This window comes from Sphingomonas plantiphila, assembly GCF_046000505.1.
GTDB classification, from domain to species: domain Bacteria; phylum Pseudomonadota; class Alphaproteobacteria; order Sphingomonadales; family Sphingomonadaceae; genus Sphingomonas; species Sphingomonas plantiphila.
Window position 1 is genome coordinate 306,270 of the sequence record NZ_JBELQC010000003.1, and the last position, 18,726, is coordinate 324,995.

Annotated in this window: 18 protein-coding genes; 12 read left to right on the plus strand and 6 right to left on the minus strand. The window is 66.4% G+C overall.

The window, feature by feature from the left end:
- The first annotated feature begins 5 nt into the window (after positions 1–5).
- The gene (locus ABS767_RS16545) at positions 6–1,688 is read left to right on the plus strand and encodes an MFS transporter (protein WP_408080360.1); all 1,683 of its coding nucleotides are present in this window, start codon (positions 6–8) and stop codon (positions 1,686–1,688) included.
- Between the two features lie 107 nt (positions 1,689–1,795).
- Here ABS767_RS16545 and ABS767_RS16550 read toward each other — a convergent pair whose 3' ends face one another.
- Positions 1,796–3,184 carry a helix-turn-helix domain-containing protein gene (locus ABS767_RS16550; protein WP_408080362.1) on the minus strand — a complete coding sequence of 463 codons (1,389 nt, stop codon included), beginning with the start codon at positions 3,182–3,184 and terminating at the stop codon, positions 1,796–1,798.
- Between the two features lie 99 nt (positions 3,185–3,283).
- Here ABS767_RS16550 and ABS767_RS16555 point away from each other — a divergent pair, with 99 nt between their 5' ends.
- The 11 genes from ABS767_RS16555 (at position 3,284) to ABS767_RS16605 (ending at position 13,436) form a co-directional block, all read left to right on the plus strand.
- On the plus strand, positions 3,284–4,810 hold the full coding sequence (locus ABS767_RS16555) for an acyl-CoA carboxylase subunit beta (protein ID WP_408080364.1): 1,527 nt from the start codon (positions 3,284–3,286) through the stop codon (positions 4,808–4,810).
- Positions 4,807–5,070 carry a hypothetical protein gene (locus ABS767_RS16560; protein WP_408080366.1) on the plus strand — a complete coding sequence of 88 codons (264 nt, stop codon included), beginning with the start codon at positions 4,807–4,809 and terminating at the stop codon, positions 5,068–5,070. Before ABS767_RS16555 ends, ABS767_RS16560 begins: the two co-directional genes overlap by 4 nt.
- Positions 5,067–5,849: a hypothetical protein gene (locus ABS767_RS16565; RefSeq protein ID WP_408080368.1), complete on the plus strand. Its 783-nt coding sequence runs from the start codon at positions 5,067–5,069 to the stop codon at positions 5,847–5,849. The genes ABS767_RS16560 and ABS767_RS16565 overlap by 4 nt, the downstream gene beginning before the upstream one ends.
- Before the next feature lie 16 nt (positions 5,850–5,865).
- The gene (gene mce / locus ABS767_RS16570; RefSeq protein WP_408080370.1) at positions 5,866–6,288 is read left to right on the plus strand and encodes a methylmalonyl-CoA epimerase; all 423 of its coding nucleotides are present in this window, start codon (positions 5,866–5,868) and stop codon (positions 6,286–6,288) included.
- A 98-nt stretch (positions 6,289–6,386) separates the two neighbouring features.
- Positions 6,387–7,175, plus strand: a complete 789-nt coding sequence (locus ABS767_RS16575) for an enoyl-CoA hydratase-related protein (protein WP_408080372.1) — start codon at positions 6,387–6,389, stop codon at positions 7,173–7,175.
- Positions 7,175–9,313, plus strand: a complete 2,139-nt coding sequence (gene scpA, locus ABS767_RS16580; protein WP_408080374.1) for a methylmalonyl-CoA mutase — start codon at positions 7,175–7,177, stop codon at positions 9,311–9,313. Before ABS767_RS16575 ends, scpA begins: the two co-directional genes overlap by 1 nt.
- Entirely contained in the window at positions 9,310–9,663 is a 354-nt protein-coding gene (locus tag ABS767_RS16585) for a hypothetical protein (protein WP_408080376.1), read from the plus strand. The genes scpA and ABS767_RS16585 overlap by 4 nt, the downstream gene beginning before the upstream one ends.
- Positions 9,660–10,652: a biotin synthase BioB gene (gene bioB, locus ABS767_RS16590; protein ID WP_408080378.1), complete on the plus strand. Its 993-nt coding sequence runs from the start codon at positions 9,660–9,662 to the stop codon at positions 10,650–10,652. The genes ABS767_RS16585 and bioB overlap by 4 nt, the downstream gene beginning before the upstream one ends.
- Positions 10,652–10,939 (plus strand): hypothetical protein, encoded by a 288-nt coding sequence (locus tag ABS767_RS16595; RefSeq protein ID WP_408080380.1) that lies wholly within the window; start codon positions 10,652–10,654, stop codon positions 10,937–10,939. Before bioB ends, ABS767_RS16595 begins: the two co-directional genes overlap by 1 nt.
- Positions 10,936–12,951, plus strand: a complete 2,016-nt coding sequence (locus tag ABS767_RS16600) for an ATP-binding protein (protein WP_408080382.1) — start codon at positions 10,936–10,938, stop codon at positions 12,949–12,951. Before ABS767_RS16595 ends, ABS767_RS16600 begins: the two co-directional genes overlap by 4 nt.
- Positions 12,952–12,953: 2 nt before the next feature.
- On the plus strand, positions 12,954–13,436 hold the full coding sequence (locus tag ABS767_RS16605; RefSeq protein WP_408080384.1) for an FKBP-type peptidyl-prolyl cis-trans isomerase: 483 nt from the start codon (positions 12,954–12,956) through the stop codon (positions 13,434–13,436).
- A 153-nt stretch (positions 13,437–13,589) separates the two neighbouring features.
- Here the strand turns inward: ABS767_RS16605 and ABS767_RS16610 are convergent, their stop codons facing one another.
- From ABS767_RS16610 to ABS767_RS16630, 5 genes are all read right to left on the minus strand, one after another.
- On the minus strand, positions 13,590–14,879 hold the full coding sequence (locus ABS767_RS16610) for a sensor histidine kinase (RefSeq protein WP_408080386.1): 1,290 nt from the start codon (positions 14,877–14,879) through the stop codon (positions 13,590–13,592).
- A gap of 62 nt (positions 14,880–14,941) precedes the next feature.
- The gene (locus tag ABS767_RS16615; protein ID WP_408080388.1) at positions 14,942–15,157 is read right to left on the minus strand and encodes a hypothetical protein; all 216 of its coding nucleotides are present in this window, start codon (positions 15,155–15,157) and stop codon (positions 14,942–14,944) included.
- Positions 15,158–15,221: 64 nt separating this feature from the next.
- Positions 15,222–16,478 (minus strand): N-succinylarginine dihydrolase, encoded by a 1,257-nt coding sequence (locus ABS767_RS16620; protein WP_408080390.1) that lies wholly within the window; start codon positions 16,476–16,478, stop codon positions 15,222–15,224.
- The gene (locus ABS767_RS16625) at positions 16,465–17,475 is read right to left on the minus strand and encodes an arginine N-succinyltransferase (RefSeq protein ID WP_408080392.1); all 1,011 of its coding nucleotides are present in this window, start codon (positions 17,473–17,475) and stop codon (positions 16,465–16,467) included. Before ABS767_RS16625 ends, ABS767_RS16620 begins: the two co-directional genes overlap by 14 nt.
- Positions 17,472–18,677, minus strand: coding sequence for a hydrolase (locus ABS767_RS16630; protein ID WP_408080394.1), 1,206 nt, complete (start codon positions 18,675–18,677; stop codon positions 17,472–17,474). Before ABS767_RS16630 ends, ABS767_RS16625 begins: the two co-directional genes overlap by 4 nt.
- Positions 18,678–18,726 lie beyond the last annotated feature (49 nt).

The window sequence follows — 18,726 nt, forward strand, 5'->3', positions numbered from 1 at the left end:
TTGCGATGGCTGACGCGACTCCGATCGATCCAATCACCGCTCCGCCGCTTCCAGCATCGCCCCTGTCCGTTCCCATCTTTCGCCGGGTGTGGCTGGCGAGCATGGCATCGAACTTTGGCGGTCTGATCCAGTCGGTCGGCGCATCCTGGATGATGATCCAGCTGGGGGCGCCGCCGCAGATGGTTGCGCTCGTTTCCGCGTCGGTAACGTTGCCGATCATGCTGCTCGCGCTTTGGGCCGGCGCGGTCGCGGACAATCTCGACCGGCGCAAAGTGATGCTGGCGGCGCAGGGTTTCATGCTGCTGGTGTCGCTGACGCTGTCGATCTGCGCTTGGGCCGGGGTGCTGACGCCGTGGCTGCTGCTGGGCTTTACCTTCCTGATCGGGTGCGGCGTGGCGGTGAACGGTCCGTCCTGGCAGGCATCGGTGGGCGAGATGGTGCCGCGATCGGTGCTGCCACAGGCGGTGGCGTACAACAGCATGGGGTTTAACATCGCCCGCAGCCTGGGCCCGGCGCTGGGCGGTGCGATCGTTGCGGCGGCTGGCGCGGCGGCGGCGTTCGCGATCAATGCCGTCAGCTATCTCGGCCTGATCGCGGTGCTGGCGCGCTGGCGCCCGGCCGTGCCGGAACGCGTGCTGCCGCGCGAGCGGATCGGCATGGCGATGGCGGCGGGGGTGCGATACGTCCTGCTGTCGCCCAATATTCTGGCGGTATTGTTGCGCGCGGGGCTATTCGGGCTGTCGGCGAGTGCGATCACCGCATTGATGCCGTTGATCGCGCGCGATCTGATCGGCGGCGGGCCGCTGACCTATGGTCTGTTGCTGGGCGGGTTCGGCGTGGGTGCCGTGAGCGGTGCGCTGCTGAGCGGGCGGCTGCGCCAGCGGATGAGCACCGAGACTCTGGTGCGGATGGCATCGATCGCGCTGGCAGCGGGCGCTGGAGTTGCGGCGGTGAGCGGATCACTGTTCCTGACGCTGCCCGTGCTCGCGCTGGCGGGGGCCGGATGGGTGCTTGCACTGTCGAGCTTCAACGTGACGGTCCAGCTGTCGACCCCGCGCTGGGTCGTGGGGCGCGCACTGGCGCTGTACCAGATGACGGCGTTCGGCGGCATGGCGGGGGGAAGCTGGCTGTTTGGCTGGCTGACAAATCATCATGGCGTTGCGGTTGCGCTGCTGGTCGCGGCGGGCGCGCAGTTGCTCAGTGCTGCCGCGGGCATGTTGGTGCCGCTGCCGCGCATCGAGGAGATCGACCTCGATCCGCGCGGGACGTGGCATGAGCCGGATACGCAGGTTCCGGTCGAGGCGCGCAGCGGGCCGGTGGTGGTGACGATCGACTATCGCATCGAACCCGCCGACATCCCGAGCTTCCTGCGCGTGATGAGCGAGCGGCGGCGCATCCGCGAGCGGGACGGAGCGCGCGGCTGGTCGCTGCTGCGCGACCTCGCCGACCCGATGCTGTGGATCGAGCGGTATCACGTGCCGACCTGGCTGGACTATGTGCGGCACAACCAGCGCCGGACCAATGCCGACACCGCGAACAGCGAGGGGATCGCGGCGCTTCATCGCGGGCCGGAGCCGCCGCGCGTGCACCGGATGATCGAGCGGTCGACCGGGACGTTGCCGGGCATTCGCCTGCCATCGGCGCGCGAGCTGGCCGATCCGCTCACCGATCCGGCGCGCTCGGCCTAGTTTGCTCGGCTGACGCCGAGGCGGCACCGGCCCGCTCCCCCACCCCGCCACCCAGCGACAGTGTATTCTATGGGTGGCCGGGTGGGGGAGCGGGCCGGTGCCGCCGATCAGAACCGATACGGTACCGGCGCGCGTTCGTCGGGGTCGATGCGCAGCTCCCCCGCGGCGGGCGGGAAGGCGCGCTGATCGCAGTCGCGGCGCGGGCAGATGCGGCAGCTGGTGCCGATCGGGGTGGCGACGCCGCCGGGGCGCAGCGTGTCGGCATAGACGAAGCCGGGGGCATGGACCTCCTCGCACCCCAGGGCGACGGCATAGCGGCGCGGCGGCCGATCGAAGCTGGCGGAAGGTTTCACCAGCCCCTTGGCCATCATCACATAGCGCGCGCCGTCGGGCATTTCGGCGAGCTGGGTGAGGATGCGGTCGGGGATCGCCACCGCCTCGTGCACCAGCCACAAGGGACAGGCACCGCCGAAGCGGGCGAATTCGAGCGGGGTGGCCGAATGGCGCTTGGTGATGTTGCCCGCCATATCGACGCGGCAGAAGAAGAAGGGGATGCCCTGCGCTCCGGGGCGCTGGAGCGTCGAGAGGCGGTGGCACGCCTGTTCGAAGCTGGCGCCGAAGCGCTGGCGCAGCCGATCGATATCGTGGCGCAGATCGAGCGCGGCGTCGCGATAGCGGGTGTAGGGCATCAGCAGCGCGCCGGCGGCATAGTTGGCGAGGCCGAGCGAAAGGAGCTCGCGCGCGGCCGGGGAGGCGAGGCCGCTATCGGCGCTGACCGCTCGAATCTCGTCGCGGAATTCGAGCAGGGCCAGGCGATGGGCGAGCAGGAAGGCGCGGCTTTCGGGCGGGATCACGCTGCCCAGGATCAGGCGGCGATGGTCGGCATCGAAGCGCGACAGCCGTGTGTCGTCGTCGCGCGCTTCCTCGATCGCGATGCCGTGCCGGCCGCGCAGCCGCTCCTCGAGCGCGCGGGGATGGTCGAAACTTTCCGCCAGCGCCTCGGCCGCACGGTCGATCGGGTCGATATAGTTTCCCTCGGCCTGGAACCAGTCGCGCACTTCCTCCCATGGCAGCGCGCCGCCGCTGCCCGCGCCGCTTTCGATCTTGTCGTCGAGCACGCGCAGTTGCGCCTGGCTGCGCCGCCAGGCGTCGTGCAGCGCGACCATGCGGCGGGCGAGGGCAGGGTGCTTCTCCACCCCGCGCTGGACCGCCGCCGGATCGAGCGGGTCGGCGGCGATGCTGCTGTCGGTCGCCGCGTCGATCGCGCGGACCAGTTCGGTGGTGTCGTCGTCGCTGTCGACATCGCGCCAGTGATCGGGAAATTCGCGGGTGAGCGCGATCAGTACCGGGGGCGTGAGCGGGCGTTCCTCGTTCTCGATTTGCGAGAGATAGCTGACCGAGACGCCGAGCCTAGCCGCCATCGCCGCCTGTGGCAGCGCGAGGCGCCTGCGCAGGTCGCGGACCCGGGCTCCGGCGAAGAGGCGGCGGCGTTGCATCGTCCCCTAATATCTGCAGATATGAACGATGCAACTTCACAACATTGCATTTGCAAGGGGGACCGTGTCCTGTGAAGGCACGCGGCTGAGGAGAAATGCATGTCTTCGACGATCGAGGAACTCGAACGGCGGCGCGCCGGTGCCCGGCTGGGCGGCGGACAGAAGCGGATCGACGCGCAGCACGCCAAGGGCAAGCTGACCGCGCGCGAGCGGCTCGAGGTGCTCCTGGACGAGGGATCGTTCGAAGAGCTCGACATGTATGTCGAGCACAACTGCGTCGATTTCGGCATGCCCGACCAGATCGTTCCCGGCGACGGCGTCGTCACCGGCTCAGGTACGATCAACGGTCGGCTCGTCTTCGTGTTCAGCCAGGACTTCACCGTGTTCGGCGGATCGCTGTCGGAGCGGCACGCGCAGAAGATCTGCAAGATCATGGACATGGCGATGAAGGTCGGCGCGCCCGTGATCGGCCTGAACGACAGCGGCGGCGCGCGCATTCAGGAGGGCGTCGCAAGCCTCGCCGGCTATGCCGAGGTATTCCAGCGCAACGTACTGGCGAGCGGCGTGGTGCCGCAGATTTCATTGATCATGGGGCCGTGCGCTGGTGGCGCGGTCTATTCTCCCGCGATGACCGACTTCATCTTCATGGTGAAGGATTCATCGTACATGTTCGTCACCGGCCCGGATGTAGTGAAGACCGTTACCAACGAGATCGTCACGCAGGAGGAACTGGGTGGAGCGGTGACGCATACCACGAAGTCGGGGGTCGCCGACGTGGCCTTCGAGAACGATATCGAGGCGCTGCTGGCGGCCCGCGACTTCGTGGATTTCCTTCCCGCGAGCAATCGCGAACCGGTGCCCGAGCGGCCGTGCAGCGACCCGTGGGACCGCATCGAGCCCAGCCTCGACACGCTGATCCCGCCGAGCGCGAACCAGCCGTACGACATGCATGAGCTGATCCGGAAGACGGTGGACGAGGGCGATTTCTTCGAGGTGCAGCCGACGCATGCCGGTAACATCCTGATCGGCTTCGGCCGGATCGAGGGGCGCACGGTCGGCATCGTCGCCAACCAGCCGATGGTGCTGGCGGGGGTGCTCGACATCAATTCGTCCAAGAAGGCGGCGCGGTTCGTGCGCTTCTGCGACGCGTTCGAGATTCCGATCGTGACGTTCGTCGACGTGCCGGGGTTCCTGCCGGGCGTCGGGCAGGAGCATAGCGGCATCATCAAGCATGGCGCGAAATTGCTGTTCGCCTATGCCGAGGCAACGGTGCCCAAGATCACGGTGATCACGCGCAAGGCCTATGGCGGCGCCTATGACGTGATGGCGTCGAAGCATCTGCGCGGCGATTTGAACTATGCCTGGCCGACCGCCGAGATCGCGGTGATGGGGGCGAAGGGCGCGGTCGAGATCATCTTTCGCGGGCGCACGCCGGAAGAGATCGCGGAGAAAACCGCCGAATATGAGGCGCGCTTCGCCAACCCGTTCGTTGCGGCGAGCAAGGGGTTCGTCGACGAGGTGATCATGCCGCATTCGACCCGGCGGCGGATCGCGCTGGGGCTACGGAAGTTGAGGAACAAGAGCCTCGAAAATCCGTGGAAGAAGCATGACAATATTCCGCTGTGAGTGACGAGCCGCTTCTGCTGATTCTCGGGGGGCTCGCCGCGCTGGCATTGGCGATCGGCACCGCGCTGTTTCGTGCCCGCGAGGCGGATCGGTCGGGAGAGCTGAGATTTCGGGTCCGGGGGGTTTTTGGTGAGCATGTGATCAGGCGATCGGACGATCCGGTCCGGTTCGATCTCGAACTCAAGATCTTGAGGGCCGTGCCGTGGTTTGGCCTTACCGGGTTGGCGCTAGCGGTACTGATGATGGGATATTTCGCATGAAGCCCCGCCGTCTCAATTATATCGGCCTTGTCGTGACAGGCTCGCTTATGCTGCTCGCTGGATGCCAACAGGCGCCCGATAACGGCAACGCGACCGCGCCGACGCCCTCTGCCACCCCGACGGCGACCGGCGTGCGCGCCTTGCCCGAGGCGGAGCAGCTCAAGCTCGCCTTTCGCACCGCCTATGGCGCGGATGGCGCGGCGCAGGTGCGGGAGGGCGATTCCGACGTGATCAATGTGAAGCCCGGGCGGTTGGTGTGGATGGGCGAAACCGCCGCGCTGCTGAGCCCCGGCGCGAACGCGTCCGACTGCCATGCCTGTTCCGGCGCACTCGCGATCGCCTATCTCAAGCCGCAGGACAACGGCTTCGAAGTGACCGGAAAGTGGCCGACGCTGGTGCGTGGCTCCGGCTGGGGCGCCGAGCCGGAGTGGCGGGTGACTGAGGAGTTTACCGACAACCCCGCCATCTATGTCGAAAGCGGCTGGTCGGGGCAGGGCTATTCGTGCGGTGGCGCGTCGATCACCGAGTTGAAGCCGGACGGGCCTGTGCAGTCGGAGCGCGTGTGGCTGTCGGCGTCGAACGAGGGCGCGGTCGATGAGACGACTGGCAAGACCTTTGGCGGCGAACCGCTGAGCAACCTCGACGGGAAGATCGTCGACATCGTCAAGGGCAAGTCGTTCGCGGTGCAGGCGAGCGGGACGGCGAAGTTCGTCGAACGCTACGAATATCGCGGGGGCAAGTTCGTGCCGCTCCAGAAGGAGTCGCGCCTGTCGTGCTGAAATCGGGAATGAAGTCATGAAACTCGGCCGCCTCAACCATATCGGCGTTGCGACGCCGTCGATCGAGGACTCGCTCGCTTTGTACTGCGATCTAATGGGCGCGGAGTTGGCGCACACGCCGTTCGACCTGCCCGCCCAGGGGGTTAAGGTGTGTTTCGTCGATACGCCCAACACGCAGATCGAGCTGATCGAGCCGCTGGGCGAGGATTCGCCGATCCATGGCTTTCTCGCGAAAAACCCGGCGGGGGGGCAGCATCATGTCTGTTACGAGGTGCCCGACATCCACGAAGCCAAGGCGTGGTTCGAGGAAAAGGGAGCGCGGGTGCTGGGCGAGCCGCGGATCGGGGCGCATGGTACGCTGATCTTCTTCGTCCATCCGCGCGACATGGGCGGGGTGCTGACCGAGATCATGGAGAGCCCGCGTGACGACCTGCATTGATCGACTTGTTCTCCTGCGAGCGCAGGAGCCCAGGGCAAGGCGCGACACCCTTTGTGGCTCTGGGCTCCTGCTTTCGCAGGGGAACAGTGGAGGAAGAGATGACTGACGAAACCGTCCTTTACGACCTCGACAACGGCGTCGCGACGATCCGGCTCAATCGGCCCGACCGGCTGAATGCCGTGACACTCGACATGCTCGACCTGATCCGCACGTCGTTGCTGCGTGCGGCGAACGAGGGTGCGCGGGCCGTGCTGCTGACGGGCGAGGGGCGCGGATTCTGCTCGGGTGCGGAACTGGCGGGACGGGCCTCAAGCGACGGGAGAACGAGCGCCGATCCGGCCGACAATCTTGAATATCACTACAACCCTCTGGCCGAGACGCTGTCGAAGCTGCCGATCCCTATCGTCACCGCTATCAATGGTCCTGCGGCCGGGGCGGGCGTCGGCATCGCGCTGGGCGGCGATATCGTGGTGATGGCGAAGAGCGCCTATCTGCTGCTCGCGTTCAGCAATATCGGGCTGGTGCCCGATTGCGGCGCGACCTGGCTGGTTGCCAAGTCGGCGGGGCGTGCCAAGGCGCTGGAAATGGCGTTGCTGGGCGAGAAGATGTTCGCCGATGACGCCAAGGATGCGGGGCTGGTCGCGCGCGTGGTCGAGGACGACGCGCTGATGGATGAGGCGGGGAAGCTCGCCGCGACGCTCGCCGCCAAGCCGACGATCGCGCTGGGCCTGATTCGCGCGCAGATCAAGGCAGCGCTCAACAATACGTTGTCGGAGACGCTGAGTGTCGAGGCGGTGCATCAGAGGATCGCGGGCAGGACCGAGGATTTTCGCGAAGGCGTCGCCGCGTTCCTCGGCAAGCGGGCGCCGGAGTTCAAGGGTAAGTAATGACCGAAAAGCCAAGCCTCGACGCGTGGAAGGCGCTTGCCGACAAGGAAGTGAAGGGCCGCGACCTGATGTGGCGCACTCCGGAGGGAATCGACGTCAAGCCGCTCTACACCGCGGACGATGTGACGACCGATCCCGGACTGCCCGGTCTCGCGCCCTATCGGCGCGGCGTGAAGGCGTCGATGTACGCCGGTCGGCCGTGGACGATCCGGCAATATGCGGGCTTTTCGACCGCCGAGGAATCGAATGCCTTTTACCGCCGCAATCTGGCCGCGGGGCAGAAGGGCCTGTCGGTGGCATTCGATCTGGCGACGCATCGCGGATACGACAGCGACCATCCGCGGGTGACCGGCGACGTCGGCAAGGCCGGGGTCGCGATCGACAGCGTCGAGGATATGAAGATCCTGTTCGACGGCATCCCGCTCGACAAGATGTCGGTGTCGATGACGATGAACGGCGCGGTGATCCCGATCCTCGCCTTTTTCATCGTCGCGGGGGAGGAGCAGGGGGTCGAAAAGAGCCTGCTCGACGGGACCATCCAGAACGACATCCTCAAGGAGTTCATGGTCCGCAACACGTACATCTATCCGCCAGAGCCGAGCATGCGGATCATCTCGGACATTTTCGCATATACTTCAGCCAACATGCCGAAATTCAACAGCATTTCGATTTCCGGCTATCATATGCAGGAGGCCGGGGCGACGCAGGTGCAGGAACTGGCCTTCACCATCGCCGATGGCATGGAATATGTGAAATACGGCGTCGCCAGCGGCCTCGACATCGACAAGTTCGCCGGCCGGCTCTCCTTCTTCTTCGCGATCGGGATGAACTTCTTCATGGAAGTCGCGAAATTGCGGGCGGCGCGCGTGCTGTGGCATCGCGTGATGACGCAGCTGGGCGCGAAGGATGAGCGCAGCAAGATGCTGCGCACCCACTGCCAGACCAGCGGCGTGTCGTTGACCGAGCAGGACCCGTATAACAACGTCATCCGCACGACGATCGAGGCGATGGCGGCAATGCTGGGTGGCACCCAGTCGCTGCACACCAACGCGCTGGACGAAGCGATCGCGCTGCCGACCGACTTTTCCGCGCGGATCGCGCGCAACACGCAGCTGGTGATCCAGGAAGAGACCGGGATGACCAATGTCGTCGATCCTCTGGGAGGCTCCTATTATGTCGAGGCGCTGACGCAGGAGCTGGTCGATAAGGCGTGGGAGATCATCGAGCGCGTCGAGGCCGAGGGCGGCATGGCCAAGGCGGTCGCCGCCGGCTGGCCCAAGGCGATGATCGAGGAAGCCAGCGCCGCGACGGCTGCTCGGATCGACCAGGGCGAGCAGGTGATCGTCGGGGTCAACAAGTACCGCAAGGCGGAGGAAGACCCGATCGACATCCTCGATGTCGACAACCACGCGGTGCGCGAGGCGCAGGTGGCGCGGATCGCCAGGGTGAAGGCATTGCGCGACGACGCGGCGTGCCGGGCGGCGCTGGACGCGCTGCGCGAGGGCGCGCGCGGGGACGGCAACCTGCTCGAACTGGCGGTCGAGGCGGCGCGGCATCGTGCGACGCTGGGCGAAATCAGCCTGGCGATGGAGGACGTGTTCGGCCGTCACGGCACCGTGCCGACGCCGGTCAAGGGCGTCTATGGCGGCGCGCACGACGCGGATGCGCGCTGGGAGCAGCTCAAGGAAGGGGTCGCCGCAACCGAACGGCGGCTGGGCCGCAAGCCGCGGATGATGGTCGCGAAGATGGGGCAGGACGGGCATGACCGCGGCGCCAACCTCGTCTCCTCCGCATTCGGCGATCTGGGGTTCGACGTCGTGCCGGGCCCGCTGTTCCAGACGCCGCAGGAGGCTGCGGAGCTGGCGGTGGCGGAGGATGTCGATATCGTCGGCGCGTCCAGTCTGGCCGCAGGGCACAAGACGCTGATCCCGCAGATGATCGGCTATCTCAAGGATGCTGGCCGGTCGGACATCAAGGTGATCGCGGGGGGAGTGATCCCGGCGCAGGACTATCAGTTCCTGCGCGACGCGGGCGTGCAGGCGATCTTCGGGCCGGGCACGAATCTTGTCAAAGCGGCCGAAGAGGTGCTGACGCTGCTCGGCCATAACATGCCGCCGGAAAGCGAGGCTGCCGAATGATCGACCAGGACGATACCCCCGGGGGCGAGCTGCCCTTCGGGCGCGCCTATGATTTTTTCAAGCACATGACCGGGATCGCGCTGATCTCGATTGGCGGCGTGTTTGCGCTGATGGATAACACGGCGGCGAAGTTGGACGGTCTGAGCCTCGTCATCGTGCTCGGCGCGCTTGCCCTTTCCGGCGTTACCGCGCTGCTCATGGCCAATTCGCTCGTCACGCTCGAAGTGAAGCCCGAGCCGCACGCGAAGATGGTGCGCAACGTTCGCATCGGTCTCGTCATGAGCACGTTCTTCCTAGCCGTCGGCCTTGGTGCCTTCGTTCCCTCCTTTGCATCGGCGATCCTGAAATGACCCGTACCGACTGGACCCGCGACGAGATCGCCGCGCTGTTCGACCTGCCGTTTACCGAGCTGCTATTCCAGGCCGCGACCGTCCACCGCGCGCATTTTGCGGCGGACGAGGTGCAGATGTCGACCTTGCTCAGCATCAAGACCGGCGGCTGTCCGGAGGATTGCGGGTACTGCAACCAGTCGACCCATGCCGAGACCGGCCTCAAGGCGACCAAGCTGATGGACGTGCGCGCGGTGCTGCAGGCGGCGGCGCAGGCGAAGGACAATGGCTCGTCGCGCTTCTGCATGGGTGCCGCCTGGCGCAATCCCAAGGACCGCGACATGCCCGCCATCGTCGAGATGGTAAAGGGCGTGCGCCAGATGGGCATGGAAACCTGCATGACGCTCGGCATGCTGACCGAGACGCAGGCCGACATGCTCGCCGAGGCGGGGCTGGATTATTACAACCACAATATCGACACCTCGCCCGAGCGCTATGGCGAGGTGATCACGACGCGGACGTTCGCGGACCGGCTGGAGACGCTGGACCATGTGCGCGAGGCGGGGATCAACGTGTGCTGCGGCGGGATCGTCGGAATGGGCGAGACGCGCGGCGATCGCGTGGGATTTATCCATGCGTTGGCGACTTTGCCCAAGCATCCCGAGAGCGTGCCGGTGAACGCGCTGGTGCCGGTCAAGGGCACGGTGCTGGGCGACATGCTGCACGACACGCCGCTGGCGAAGATCGACGAGATCGAGTTCGTGCGCACGGTCGCGGTGGCGCGGATCACGATGCCGGAGTCGATGGTACGGCTGTCCGCCGGGCGCGAGAGCATGAGCGATGAGACGCAGGCCTTGTGCTTCATGGCGGGGGCGAACTCGATCTTCACCGGCGACAAGCTGCTGACCACCGGCAATGCCGGCGACGACAAGGACGCGGCGCTGTTCGCGCGGTTGGGGATGCGCGCGATGGCGGGCGAGGTGAAGGCGGAGCTGGAGGCGGCGGAGTGATGCGTGTTTGGCTGGCTTCGCTGGAACTCGCGCTGGAGCCGATTTTTAGATCGAAGCTGGTTTTAATCGCGTTTCTGTCCGCCTTCTGCGTCGTCGCTAGGTTCGAGGTGGACGACGCTCTCAAAGTTCCCGGCGTCGATTCTGGTGCGATCTTCAATGCAATGGCAGTCGCGTTTCTAAAAACAGCTGCTGTGGCGGTCGCGCTTTGCGCAATCTGGGCCGTGCCGGCGATGATCTGGACTCGTTTGTCGATCGCGCGCTCCAACAGGGTGAAGCCAAAATCATGATCAACAAAATTCTGGTCGCCAATCGCGGCGAGATCGCGTGTCGCGTGTTCCGCACCGCCAAGCGGATGGGGATCGCCACTGTCGCGGTTTATTCCGATGCCGATGCGCGGGCGCCGCATGTGTTGATGGCCGACGAGGCGGTGCGGCTGGGGCCGGCACCCGCAGCCGAATCCTACCTCAAGGCCGATCTGATCCTCGCGGCGGCAAAGGCGACGGGGGCTGATGCGATCCATCCCGGATACGGCTTCCTCTCGGAGCGGGAGAGCTTTGCGAAGGCGTGCGCGGAGGCGGGGATCGCCTTTGTCGGGCCTCCGGCCAATGCGATCGCGGCGATGGGGGACAAGATCGAGTCCAAGAAGCTCGCCAAGGCGGCGGGGGTCAATGTCGTTCCCGGCTTCGTCGGGGTGATCGACGATACCGAGCATGCGGTGCGCATCTCGAACGAGATCGGCTATCCGGTGATGATGAAGGCGTCGGCGGGCGGTGGTGGCAAGGGCATGCGACTCGCCTGGTCCGAGACCGATGTGCGCGAAGGCTTCGAGGCGACCAAGCGCGAGGGGCTGGCATCGTTCGGCGACGACCGCGTGTTTATCGAGAAGTTCATCGAGAGCCCGCGCCATATCGAGATCCAGGTGCTGGGCGACCAGCATGGCAATATCGTCTATCTCGGCGAGCGCGAATGCTCGATCCAGCCGCGCCACCAGAAGGTGGTCGAGGAAGCGCCGTCGCCCTTCGTCACGCCCGAGATGCGGCGCAAGATGGGCGAGCAGGCGGTCGCACTGTCGCGTGCGGTCGGCTATTACAGCGCGGGCACGGTCGAGCTGATTGTCAGCGGCGCCGACAAGACCGGGGAGGGCTTCTACTTCCTCGAGATGAACACCCGGCTGCAGGTCGAGCATCCGGTGACCGAGGCGGTGACGGGGCTCGATCTGGTCGAGCAGATGATCCGTGTAGCGGCGGGCGAGAAGCTCGCGTTCACGCAGGATGAGGTGACGCTGACCGGCTGGGCGATCGAGAATCGCGTCTATGCCGAGGATCCGTATCGCGGCTTCCTGCCGAGCACCGGGCGACTGGTGCGCTATGCGCCGCCCGAGGCGCAGGATACGCCCTATGGCGATGTCGGCGGCGACGGATACGTCCGCGTCGACGATGGCGTCGCCGAGGGGGGCGAGGTCAGCATGTTCTATGACCCGATGATCGCCAAGCTGATAACCTGGGGACCGACGCGTGACGAAGCGGCGGATTTGCAGGTGGCGGCGCTCGACCAATTCGCGATCGACGGGCTGGGCCACAATGTCGATTTCCTGTCCGCGCTGATGCAGCATCCGCGCTTTCGTTCGGGCGAGCTGACCACCGGGTTCATTGCGGAGGAATATCCGGAAGGGTTCGAGGGCGCGCCGCTGGGCGCTGAACTGCGGCAGACGCTGGCCGCGATCGCAGCTGAATTGTCCCGGCGACAGGGGGAGCGTGCGGCGCAGATTTCGGGTCAGCTCGGTGCGCCGCGCGAGATTTCGTGCGACTGGGTCGTGCGGATCGGCGAGATCGAGCATGAGGTGACGCTGGGCGAGGACATGCTGGTCGACGGTGCGCTGGTGGAAGGCGAACTCGACTGGAGCCCCGGCGATCGGCTGGCGGTGATGCGGCGGGGCGACGAGACGCTCGCGGTGCGCGTCGCACGCACGCGGGCGGGCTGGGCGCTGACCACACGCGGTGCGACGCACAAGCTGGACGTGTTCCATTCGCGCGTGGCGCAACTGGCGCGGCACATGATCGCGAAGATCCCGCCGGACATGAGCAAGTTCCTGCTCGCGCCGATGCCGGGGCTGCTGACGCGGCTGGAAGTGGGCGAGGGCGACAGGGTCGAGGCCGGGCAGCCGCTCGCGGTGGTCGAGGCGATGAAGATGGAGAACATCCTGCGCGCCGAAAAGGCGGGGGTGATCAAGGCGATCAACTTCGCGCCGGGCGACAGCCTGGCGGTGGACGCGGCGATCCTGGAGTTCGAACAGGGGTGATGATGCATAAATCGATGTGGATGGCGGTCGCGGCATGCGGCGCGATGGTGGCCGTCGCGGTAGGCGCGCAGCAGGCGCCGGACCGCTCGCAGGATGCGGCGTGGCATAACCGCCAGCAGCTGGCAATCGCGCAACTCAAACCGGCGGACGGGTGGCGCGGGCTGCCGGGCAACATCCGCTGGCGGCGAATCGCTGGCGACGGCGCCGGCAAGCACCCGACGGTCGCCGACACGGTGACGCTGCATTATGCGGGCACGCTGATCGACGGCACGCCGTTTGACAGCTCGTACAAACGCGGCGAGCCGGCGACCTTTCCGCTCGGTCGGCTGATCAAGGGATGGCAGGTGGCGGTGCCGGAGATGGGCGTTGGCGACACGATCGAGGTCGCGATCCCTGCCGCGCAGGCCTATGGCCCGATTGGCAAGGGACCGATCCCGGGCGGCGCGACGCTGATGTTCAAGATCGAGCTACTCGGCATCGAATGACGCCGGTTCGCGCGCTTGAAGTCAGATTCAGCTGCGCTGAATCGCGGCACCAGCCCGCTCCCCCACCCGGCCACCCACAACGTATCCTGATTGGGTGGCCGGGTGGGGGAGCGGGCTGGTGCCGCAACCGGTTCAGCTGTGCTGAACCAAACTCTACGCCGTTGGTGGCGTGGCGGGGAGGATCACGGTGATGCGCAGGCCGCCGATCGGCGAGTTGCTCGCTTCGATCCGGCCGTGATGCCCCTCGACGATCGCGCGGGCGGTGGCGAGGCTCAGGCCCGATCCGCCGGGCATGTCCGCGGCATTGGCGCGGTAGAAGGGCTCGAACAGTTGCTGGGCCAGATCGACGTCGATGCCCGGGGCATTGTCGTCGACGATCAGTCGCCAGGCATCGCGCTGGCTTTCGAGGCCGAGGACGATGCGACCGCCGCGCGACACGTAGCGCATGCTGTTTTCGATCAGTGCGCCGAAGAGCTGTTCGATCCGCTCCGCGTCCCACTTGACCAGGATCGTGTAGGGCGGGAGGTTGCTCGTTTCGAGGCTGACCCCCGCGGCCTGTGCGCGTTTGCCATGGCTCCAGATCGTGTTGTGGATCAGCGCGCGCGGATCGACATCGGCGAAGCGCAGCGGCAGCCGCCCGAGGTCGGCGAGCGCGACCGCGTGGAGATCCTGCGCCATGCGGGCCAGGCGTGCCTGATCGGCTTCGATTTCCGCCTTGAACTCGGGATCGGCGGATAGCGCTTCCTGCAATATTTCGAGCCGCTGCCCGAGCGTCGCGATCGGTTCGCGCAGTTCCTCGGCGATCATTACGAGCCAGGTGCGGCGTGCCGTTTCGATCCGGTCAAAGCGACTGGCAACGCGGCGCAGGTTGCGCATCGTGGCCACGGTCTCGCTCGGGCCGTTCTCGTCGAAATGGATATCGCCTTCGCCATCGGCCACTTCCTGGCTCAGGCGCAGCAATTCGCGTTGCGGCCGCGACCAGCGCTGGGCGAGCCAGTAAGCACCGCCGAGCAGAAGCGCGAGCATGGCCAGCAGGACCGCACCGATCCCGAGATAATGATCGCGCAGCAGGATGCGGTCGCGGTCGGTAAGCTGGGGCGGGGCGATGATGCGCGCGGTCGCGACCTGGCGATCGTTGGCGGTGACAGGCTGTTCCATCCGCGAGGGGCCGGCAGTGGCTCCTGCGAGCAGGCGGCCACCGGCATCGACGATCGCCACGCGACCGCCGAGGATGACAGGATCACGCTTGTCCAGTTCGGCGATGATGGTGGGATAGGGCTTGCCTGCGGCGGCTGATTCCCCTGCCAGCGCGGCAAATGTGCTGAGGTGCTCGGCATCGCGATTTTCGATCAGCCGCGTGCTGGTGGTGTAGGCATTCCACAGCAGCAATCCGCCCGGCACCACGACGATGAGCACGGCCTGCGCCGCCAATGCTGTGAACATCCCCCGAAACAGCCGCACCCCAACCTCCCCGTTCGGGCCGCCCCCACGGCCCCTGAAAGCGCCTATTCGATACCGGTGTCGAGCGAATCCAGAATTCGCGCGCCTGCCATGAACACCGCGATGGGGCACGCGGCGAACAGCAGCCATCCCCCCCATCCCGGATATTGCTCCAGATAGTGCATTCCGCGCTCGACCGCGCCGAGACCGAGGCCATAGATGACGAGAAAAGCCTCGAACCGGGTCTTGATCGTGAACAAGCGTTTGATGCGTGTGAGCATGATAGCCTTAACGCAAGTCACGGGCCAAGGGCGGAAATCGCCGGTTTCGCGTTAAATGTTGTGGTTAACTGTCAAGCAACTCGACAGTTTGAAGCGTCTTGAGCAGGGCCGTGCGCGCTGCGGCGATCCGGGTGAGGAATGCCGGATCGGCGATGTCGTCTAGGGCGACGGCTTCGGGCCAATGCGTATCGATCACCGATGCGACGCGGTCGAGCTTTGCATCATCGACGAGGAAGCGGGGATCGACGTCCGCCGGGTCGGTGACGACGCGCAGCCGCAGGCAGGCGGGGCCGCCGCCATTGGCCATAGACTGGCGGACATCGACAACCTCGAGCTTCCGGATCGGACCGTTGCCCGCCACATGATCCTGCAGCCACGCCCAGACCGACGGCGTCTCGCGAGCCTCGCTCGGCAGGACCAGGCCGGTCTCGCCGCCCGGGAGCGTCACCAGTTGCGCGTTGAAAAGGTAGGAGGAGATCGTATCGGCGAGGCTGACCTGCGCGGCGGGAACCTCGACGATCTCGACCTCGGGCATCAGGCGTTGGAGGTCGGTGTAGAACGCATCCTTGTCGGCAAAGGCGTGTTCGTGCGCGAACAAAACGCGACCGTTGGCGACCGCGACGACGTCGTTGTGGAACGCGCCGGCAGCGATCGCTTCCTCCGATTGCTGGACGAACAGCGTGCGGGCCGGATCGAGGCCGTGCTGCCGCGCGACTGCGGCGCTCGCCTCGCGATGCTGGCGGGCGGGGAAGGGACCGCCCGAGACGCCATAGACGAAGATCTCGATCCCCGGCGCATCGTGCGCGGGCGCCAGCCGCATATGGTTGGCCGCGCCCTCGTCGCCGAAGGGGGCGGGAACGGGGCCGTGGACGCGAAAGGCGTCGTGCGCGAAGGCGAGGCGGAGCTGGGCCAGCGTTTCTGGCCATTCATGGCTGCGGTGAGGCATCGTCACGAGGTTGGCGACGGTGAGGTGGCAACGGCCGTCCGCGGTGTCGGGCGCGGGGGAGACGGTGGCGGCGTTGGCTGCCCACATCGCCGAGGCGGACAGCGCCTGCGCCTGAAGGTGGGGGGGCGCATCGGCATAATTCGTCGACAACGTCTCGAGCCAGCGATGGTCGGGGCGGGCATGGGGCAGCAATATGCCCTGATGCAGCCCGAGCGCGAGGTTGGCGCGCATCTTGGCGATGCCCTGCAGCGCGGCGGCGCGGGGTTGGGACACGGCGCCGCGGTTGCGCGTGGCGGCGAGGTTGCCGGGGCTCAGCCCTGCATAATTGTGGCTGGGGCCGATGATGCCGTCGAAATTGATCTCAACGCGGGGCATGGCGGATGTCCTGCCCGGTTGCGACGTCGAGCAGCCTTGCCGCGACGGGATCGAGGGTGATGCCGCTATCCGAGCTGCCGATGCGGGCATGGCAGGCGCGGAAGGAGTCGAGCTGGCCGCGCGCCGCGATGCACGGCTCGCCGCCCGGCGCGATGTCGACCAGCTTGCTGGTGCGGCAGTCGCGGATCGTCGCCACATTATCAGTGCGCGCGGTCATCGTCGGGCCGCCGTCGAAAATGTCGACGTAATTCTCGTAGGCAAACCCTTCATGCTCGAGCATCCGCATCGCCGCGCGGCCCGAGGGGTGCGGGACGCCGATGACGCTGCGCGCGCTTTCGGGCAACATCGCAGTGTAGACCGGGTGGCGCGGCATCAGGTCGGCGATGAACTGGTTGCCATGGATCGCGTTGAATTCATCCGCCTGCTGGAAACTCATCCCGAAGAAGCGGCCCGCGACGCCATCCCAGAAGGGCGAACCCGCCGCCTCGTCGATCACGCCGCGCAGTTCGGCGAGGATGCGGTCCGCGAAGCGCGCGCGGTGCATCGCGATGAACAGATAGCGGCTGCGCGCGAGCAGCATGCCCAGGCCGCCGGCACGCTCGCCGGGGTGCAGGAACAGGCCGCCGACTTCGCTCGATCCTTCCAGATCGTTGACGAGGTTGAGGATTTCGGCGCGGAAGGTACGGTTGAGCGCCTCGCTATGCTTGGTCACCGTGCCGAGCCGATAGGAATAGAAGGGCCAGCGTTGGCCCACCTGGGTGAAGATCTGGCAGGTGCCGCGCACTTCGCCCGTGTCGACATTTTCGAGGACCAGAACGAACAATTCGTCTTTCATCGCGTCGTCGGTGCGCGAAAAAGCCTCGGCACTGCGCTCGAGTTTTGCCTGTAGCGAGGGCTTTTCCGGCGGCAGGTTGGTAAACCCGCCGCCGGTCAGCTTTGCCATCTCATAGAGGTGCTGGAGATCATCGGCACGCGCCGGACGGATGACAAAGCTCATACGCCGCCCTTTTCGATGATGCGGAGAATGGTGAGCGCCGACAGCGCGGCGCGTTCGGGCAGACTTTCGGGGATCAGAAATTCCTCCTGAGAATGGATGGCGCCGCCGCGCGCGCCCATCGTGTCGACGACGGGGACGCCGCACGCGGCGATGTTGTTGCCGTCGCACACCCCGCCGGTCGCCTTCCACGCGACGGGGATGGCGAGATCGGCGCCGGCTTGCTTGACCAGGCCGAACAGCCGCTCGGCGCCGGGATCGAGCGGCTTGGGCGGGCGGTTGAAGCCGCCATGGACGTGGACCTGCACGTCGTGCGTAGCGGCGACTTCCGAAGCGATGCGGTGCACGGCGTCCCCGGCGCGTTCGATCGCGTCGGGCGATGCGGGGCGGAAGTTGATGCGCAGGATCGCGAGGTCGGGAACGACGTTGTTCGGCCCGCCGCCTTCGATCCGTGCGGGGTTCACCGACAGGTCGTCGGTCATCAAAGCGGCGAGGCGCAGTGCGAGATCGGACGCGGCGACGATCGCGTTGCGCCCGTCGCGCGGGTTGCGACCGGCATGTGCGCTGCGCCCGCGGACCGTGATCGAAAAGTTTCCGGTGCCGCCGCGCGCGCCCGCCAGCGTGCCGTCGGGCAGTGCCGGTTCATAGGTGAGCGCGGCGACCTTGCCCTTCGCCGCCTCTGCGATCAGCGCTGCGGACGCGAAGGAGCCGGTTTCTTCGTCCGAATTGATCACTACTTCATAGCCGAAGCGTGCGGCGGCGGGTGTCGTTTCGACCGCGCGAAGGGCCGCTAACATCAGCGACAGCCCGCCCTTCATGTCCGCGGCCCCGGGCGCATTGAGGCTACCGTCGGGGAGCCATGATGCGGTCTGGAACGGGTGATCGACGGGGAAGACCGTGTCCATATGCCCGGTGAACAGCATCTGCACCGGGGCATCAGGCCGGACGCGCAGGTGCAGGTGCCGGCCATGCGCAATCGACTGGACCGTGCCGGTGCCGTCGACCGTCTCGACCGGCGCCGGTTCGATCAATGCGAGATCGCCGGAAAGCGCAGAAAAGGCGTCGGCGAGCAGCCCCGCCATCGTCGCCAGTCCGTCGAGGTTGCGCGTGCCGCTGTTCACCGCGACCCAGCGCTCGACCTGTTCGAGCATCGGCGCGGCGCGCGCGGCTTGGACGGCGGCGGTTTCGATTGTGGTGAGACCCATGACAGGGGTGTATCGGCTGACACGCCGCGGGTGAACCCCCGCTGGGAAA

Bases quoted from the DNA above. Each gene is read 5' to 3' on its own strand.
- ABS767_RS16545 (WP_408080360.1), top strand. From the start codon at position 6: ATGGCTGACGCGACTCCGATCGATCCAATCACCGCTCCGCCGCTTCCA.
- ABS767_RS16550 (WP_408080362.1), bottom strand. From the start codon at position 3,184: ATGCAACGCCGCCGCCTCTTCGCCGGAGCCCGGGTCCGCGACCTGCGC.
- ABS767_RS16555 (WP_408080364.1), top strand. From the start codon at position 3,284: ATGTCTTCGACGATCGAGGAACTCGAACGGCGGCGCGCCGGTGCCCGG.
- ABS767_RS16565 (WP_408080368.1), top strand. From the start codon at position 5,067: ATGAAGCCCCGCCGTCTCAATTATATCGGCCTTGTCGTGACAGGCTCG.
- mce (WP_408080370.1), top strand. From the start codon at position 5,866: ATGAAACTCGGCCGCCTCAACCATATCGGCGTTGCGACGCCGTCGATC.
- ABS767_RS16575 (WP_408080372.1), top strand. From the start codon at position 6,387: ATGACTGACGAAACCGTCCTTTACGACCTCGACAACGGCGTCGCGACG.
- scpA (WP_408080374.1), top strand. From the start codon at position 7,175: ATGACCGAAAAGCCAAGCCTCGACGCGTGGAAGGCGCTTGCCGACAAG.
- ABS767_RS16585 (WP_408080376.1), top strand. From the start codon at position 9,310: ATGATCGACCAGGACGATACCCCCGGGGGCGAGCTGCCCTTCGGGCGC.
- bioB (WP_408080378.1), top strand. From the start codon at position 9,660: ATGACCCGTACCGACTGGACCCGCGACGAGATCGCCGCGCTGTTCGAC.
- ABS767_RS16595 (WP_408080380.1), top strand. From the start codon at position 10,652: ATGCGTGTTTGGCTGGCTTCGCTGGAACTCGCGCTGGAGCCGATTTTT.
- ABS767_RS16600 (WP_408080382.1), top strand. From the start codon at position 10,936: ATGATCAACAAAATTCTGGTCGCCAATCGCGGCGAGATCGCGTGTCGC.
- ABS767_RS16605 (WP_408080384.1), top strand. From the start codon at position 12,954: ATGCATAAATCGATGTGGATGGCGGTCGCGGCATGCGGCGCGATGGTG.
- ABS767_RS16610 (WP_408080386.1), bottom strand. From the start codon at position 14,879: ATGTTCACAGCATTGGCGGCGCAGGCCGTGCTCATCGTCGTGGTGCCG.
- ABS767_RS16615 (WP_408080388.1), bottom strand. From the start codon at position 15,157: ATGCTCACACGCATCAAACGCTTGTTCACGATCAAGACCCGGTTCGAG.
- ABS767_RS16620 (WP_408080390.1), bottom strand. From the start codon at position 16,478: ATGCCCCGCGTTGAGATCAATTTCGACGGCATCATCGGCCCCAGCCAC.
- ABS767_RS16625 (WP_408080392.1), bottom strand. From the start codon at position 17,475: ATGAGCTTTGTCATCCGTCCGGCGCGTGCCGATGATCTCCAGCACCTC.
- ABS767_RS16630 (WP_408080394.1), bottom strand. From the start codon at position 18,677: ATGGGTCTCACCACAATCGAAACCGCCGCCGTCCAAGCCGCGCGCGCC.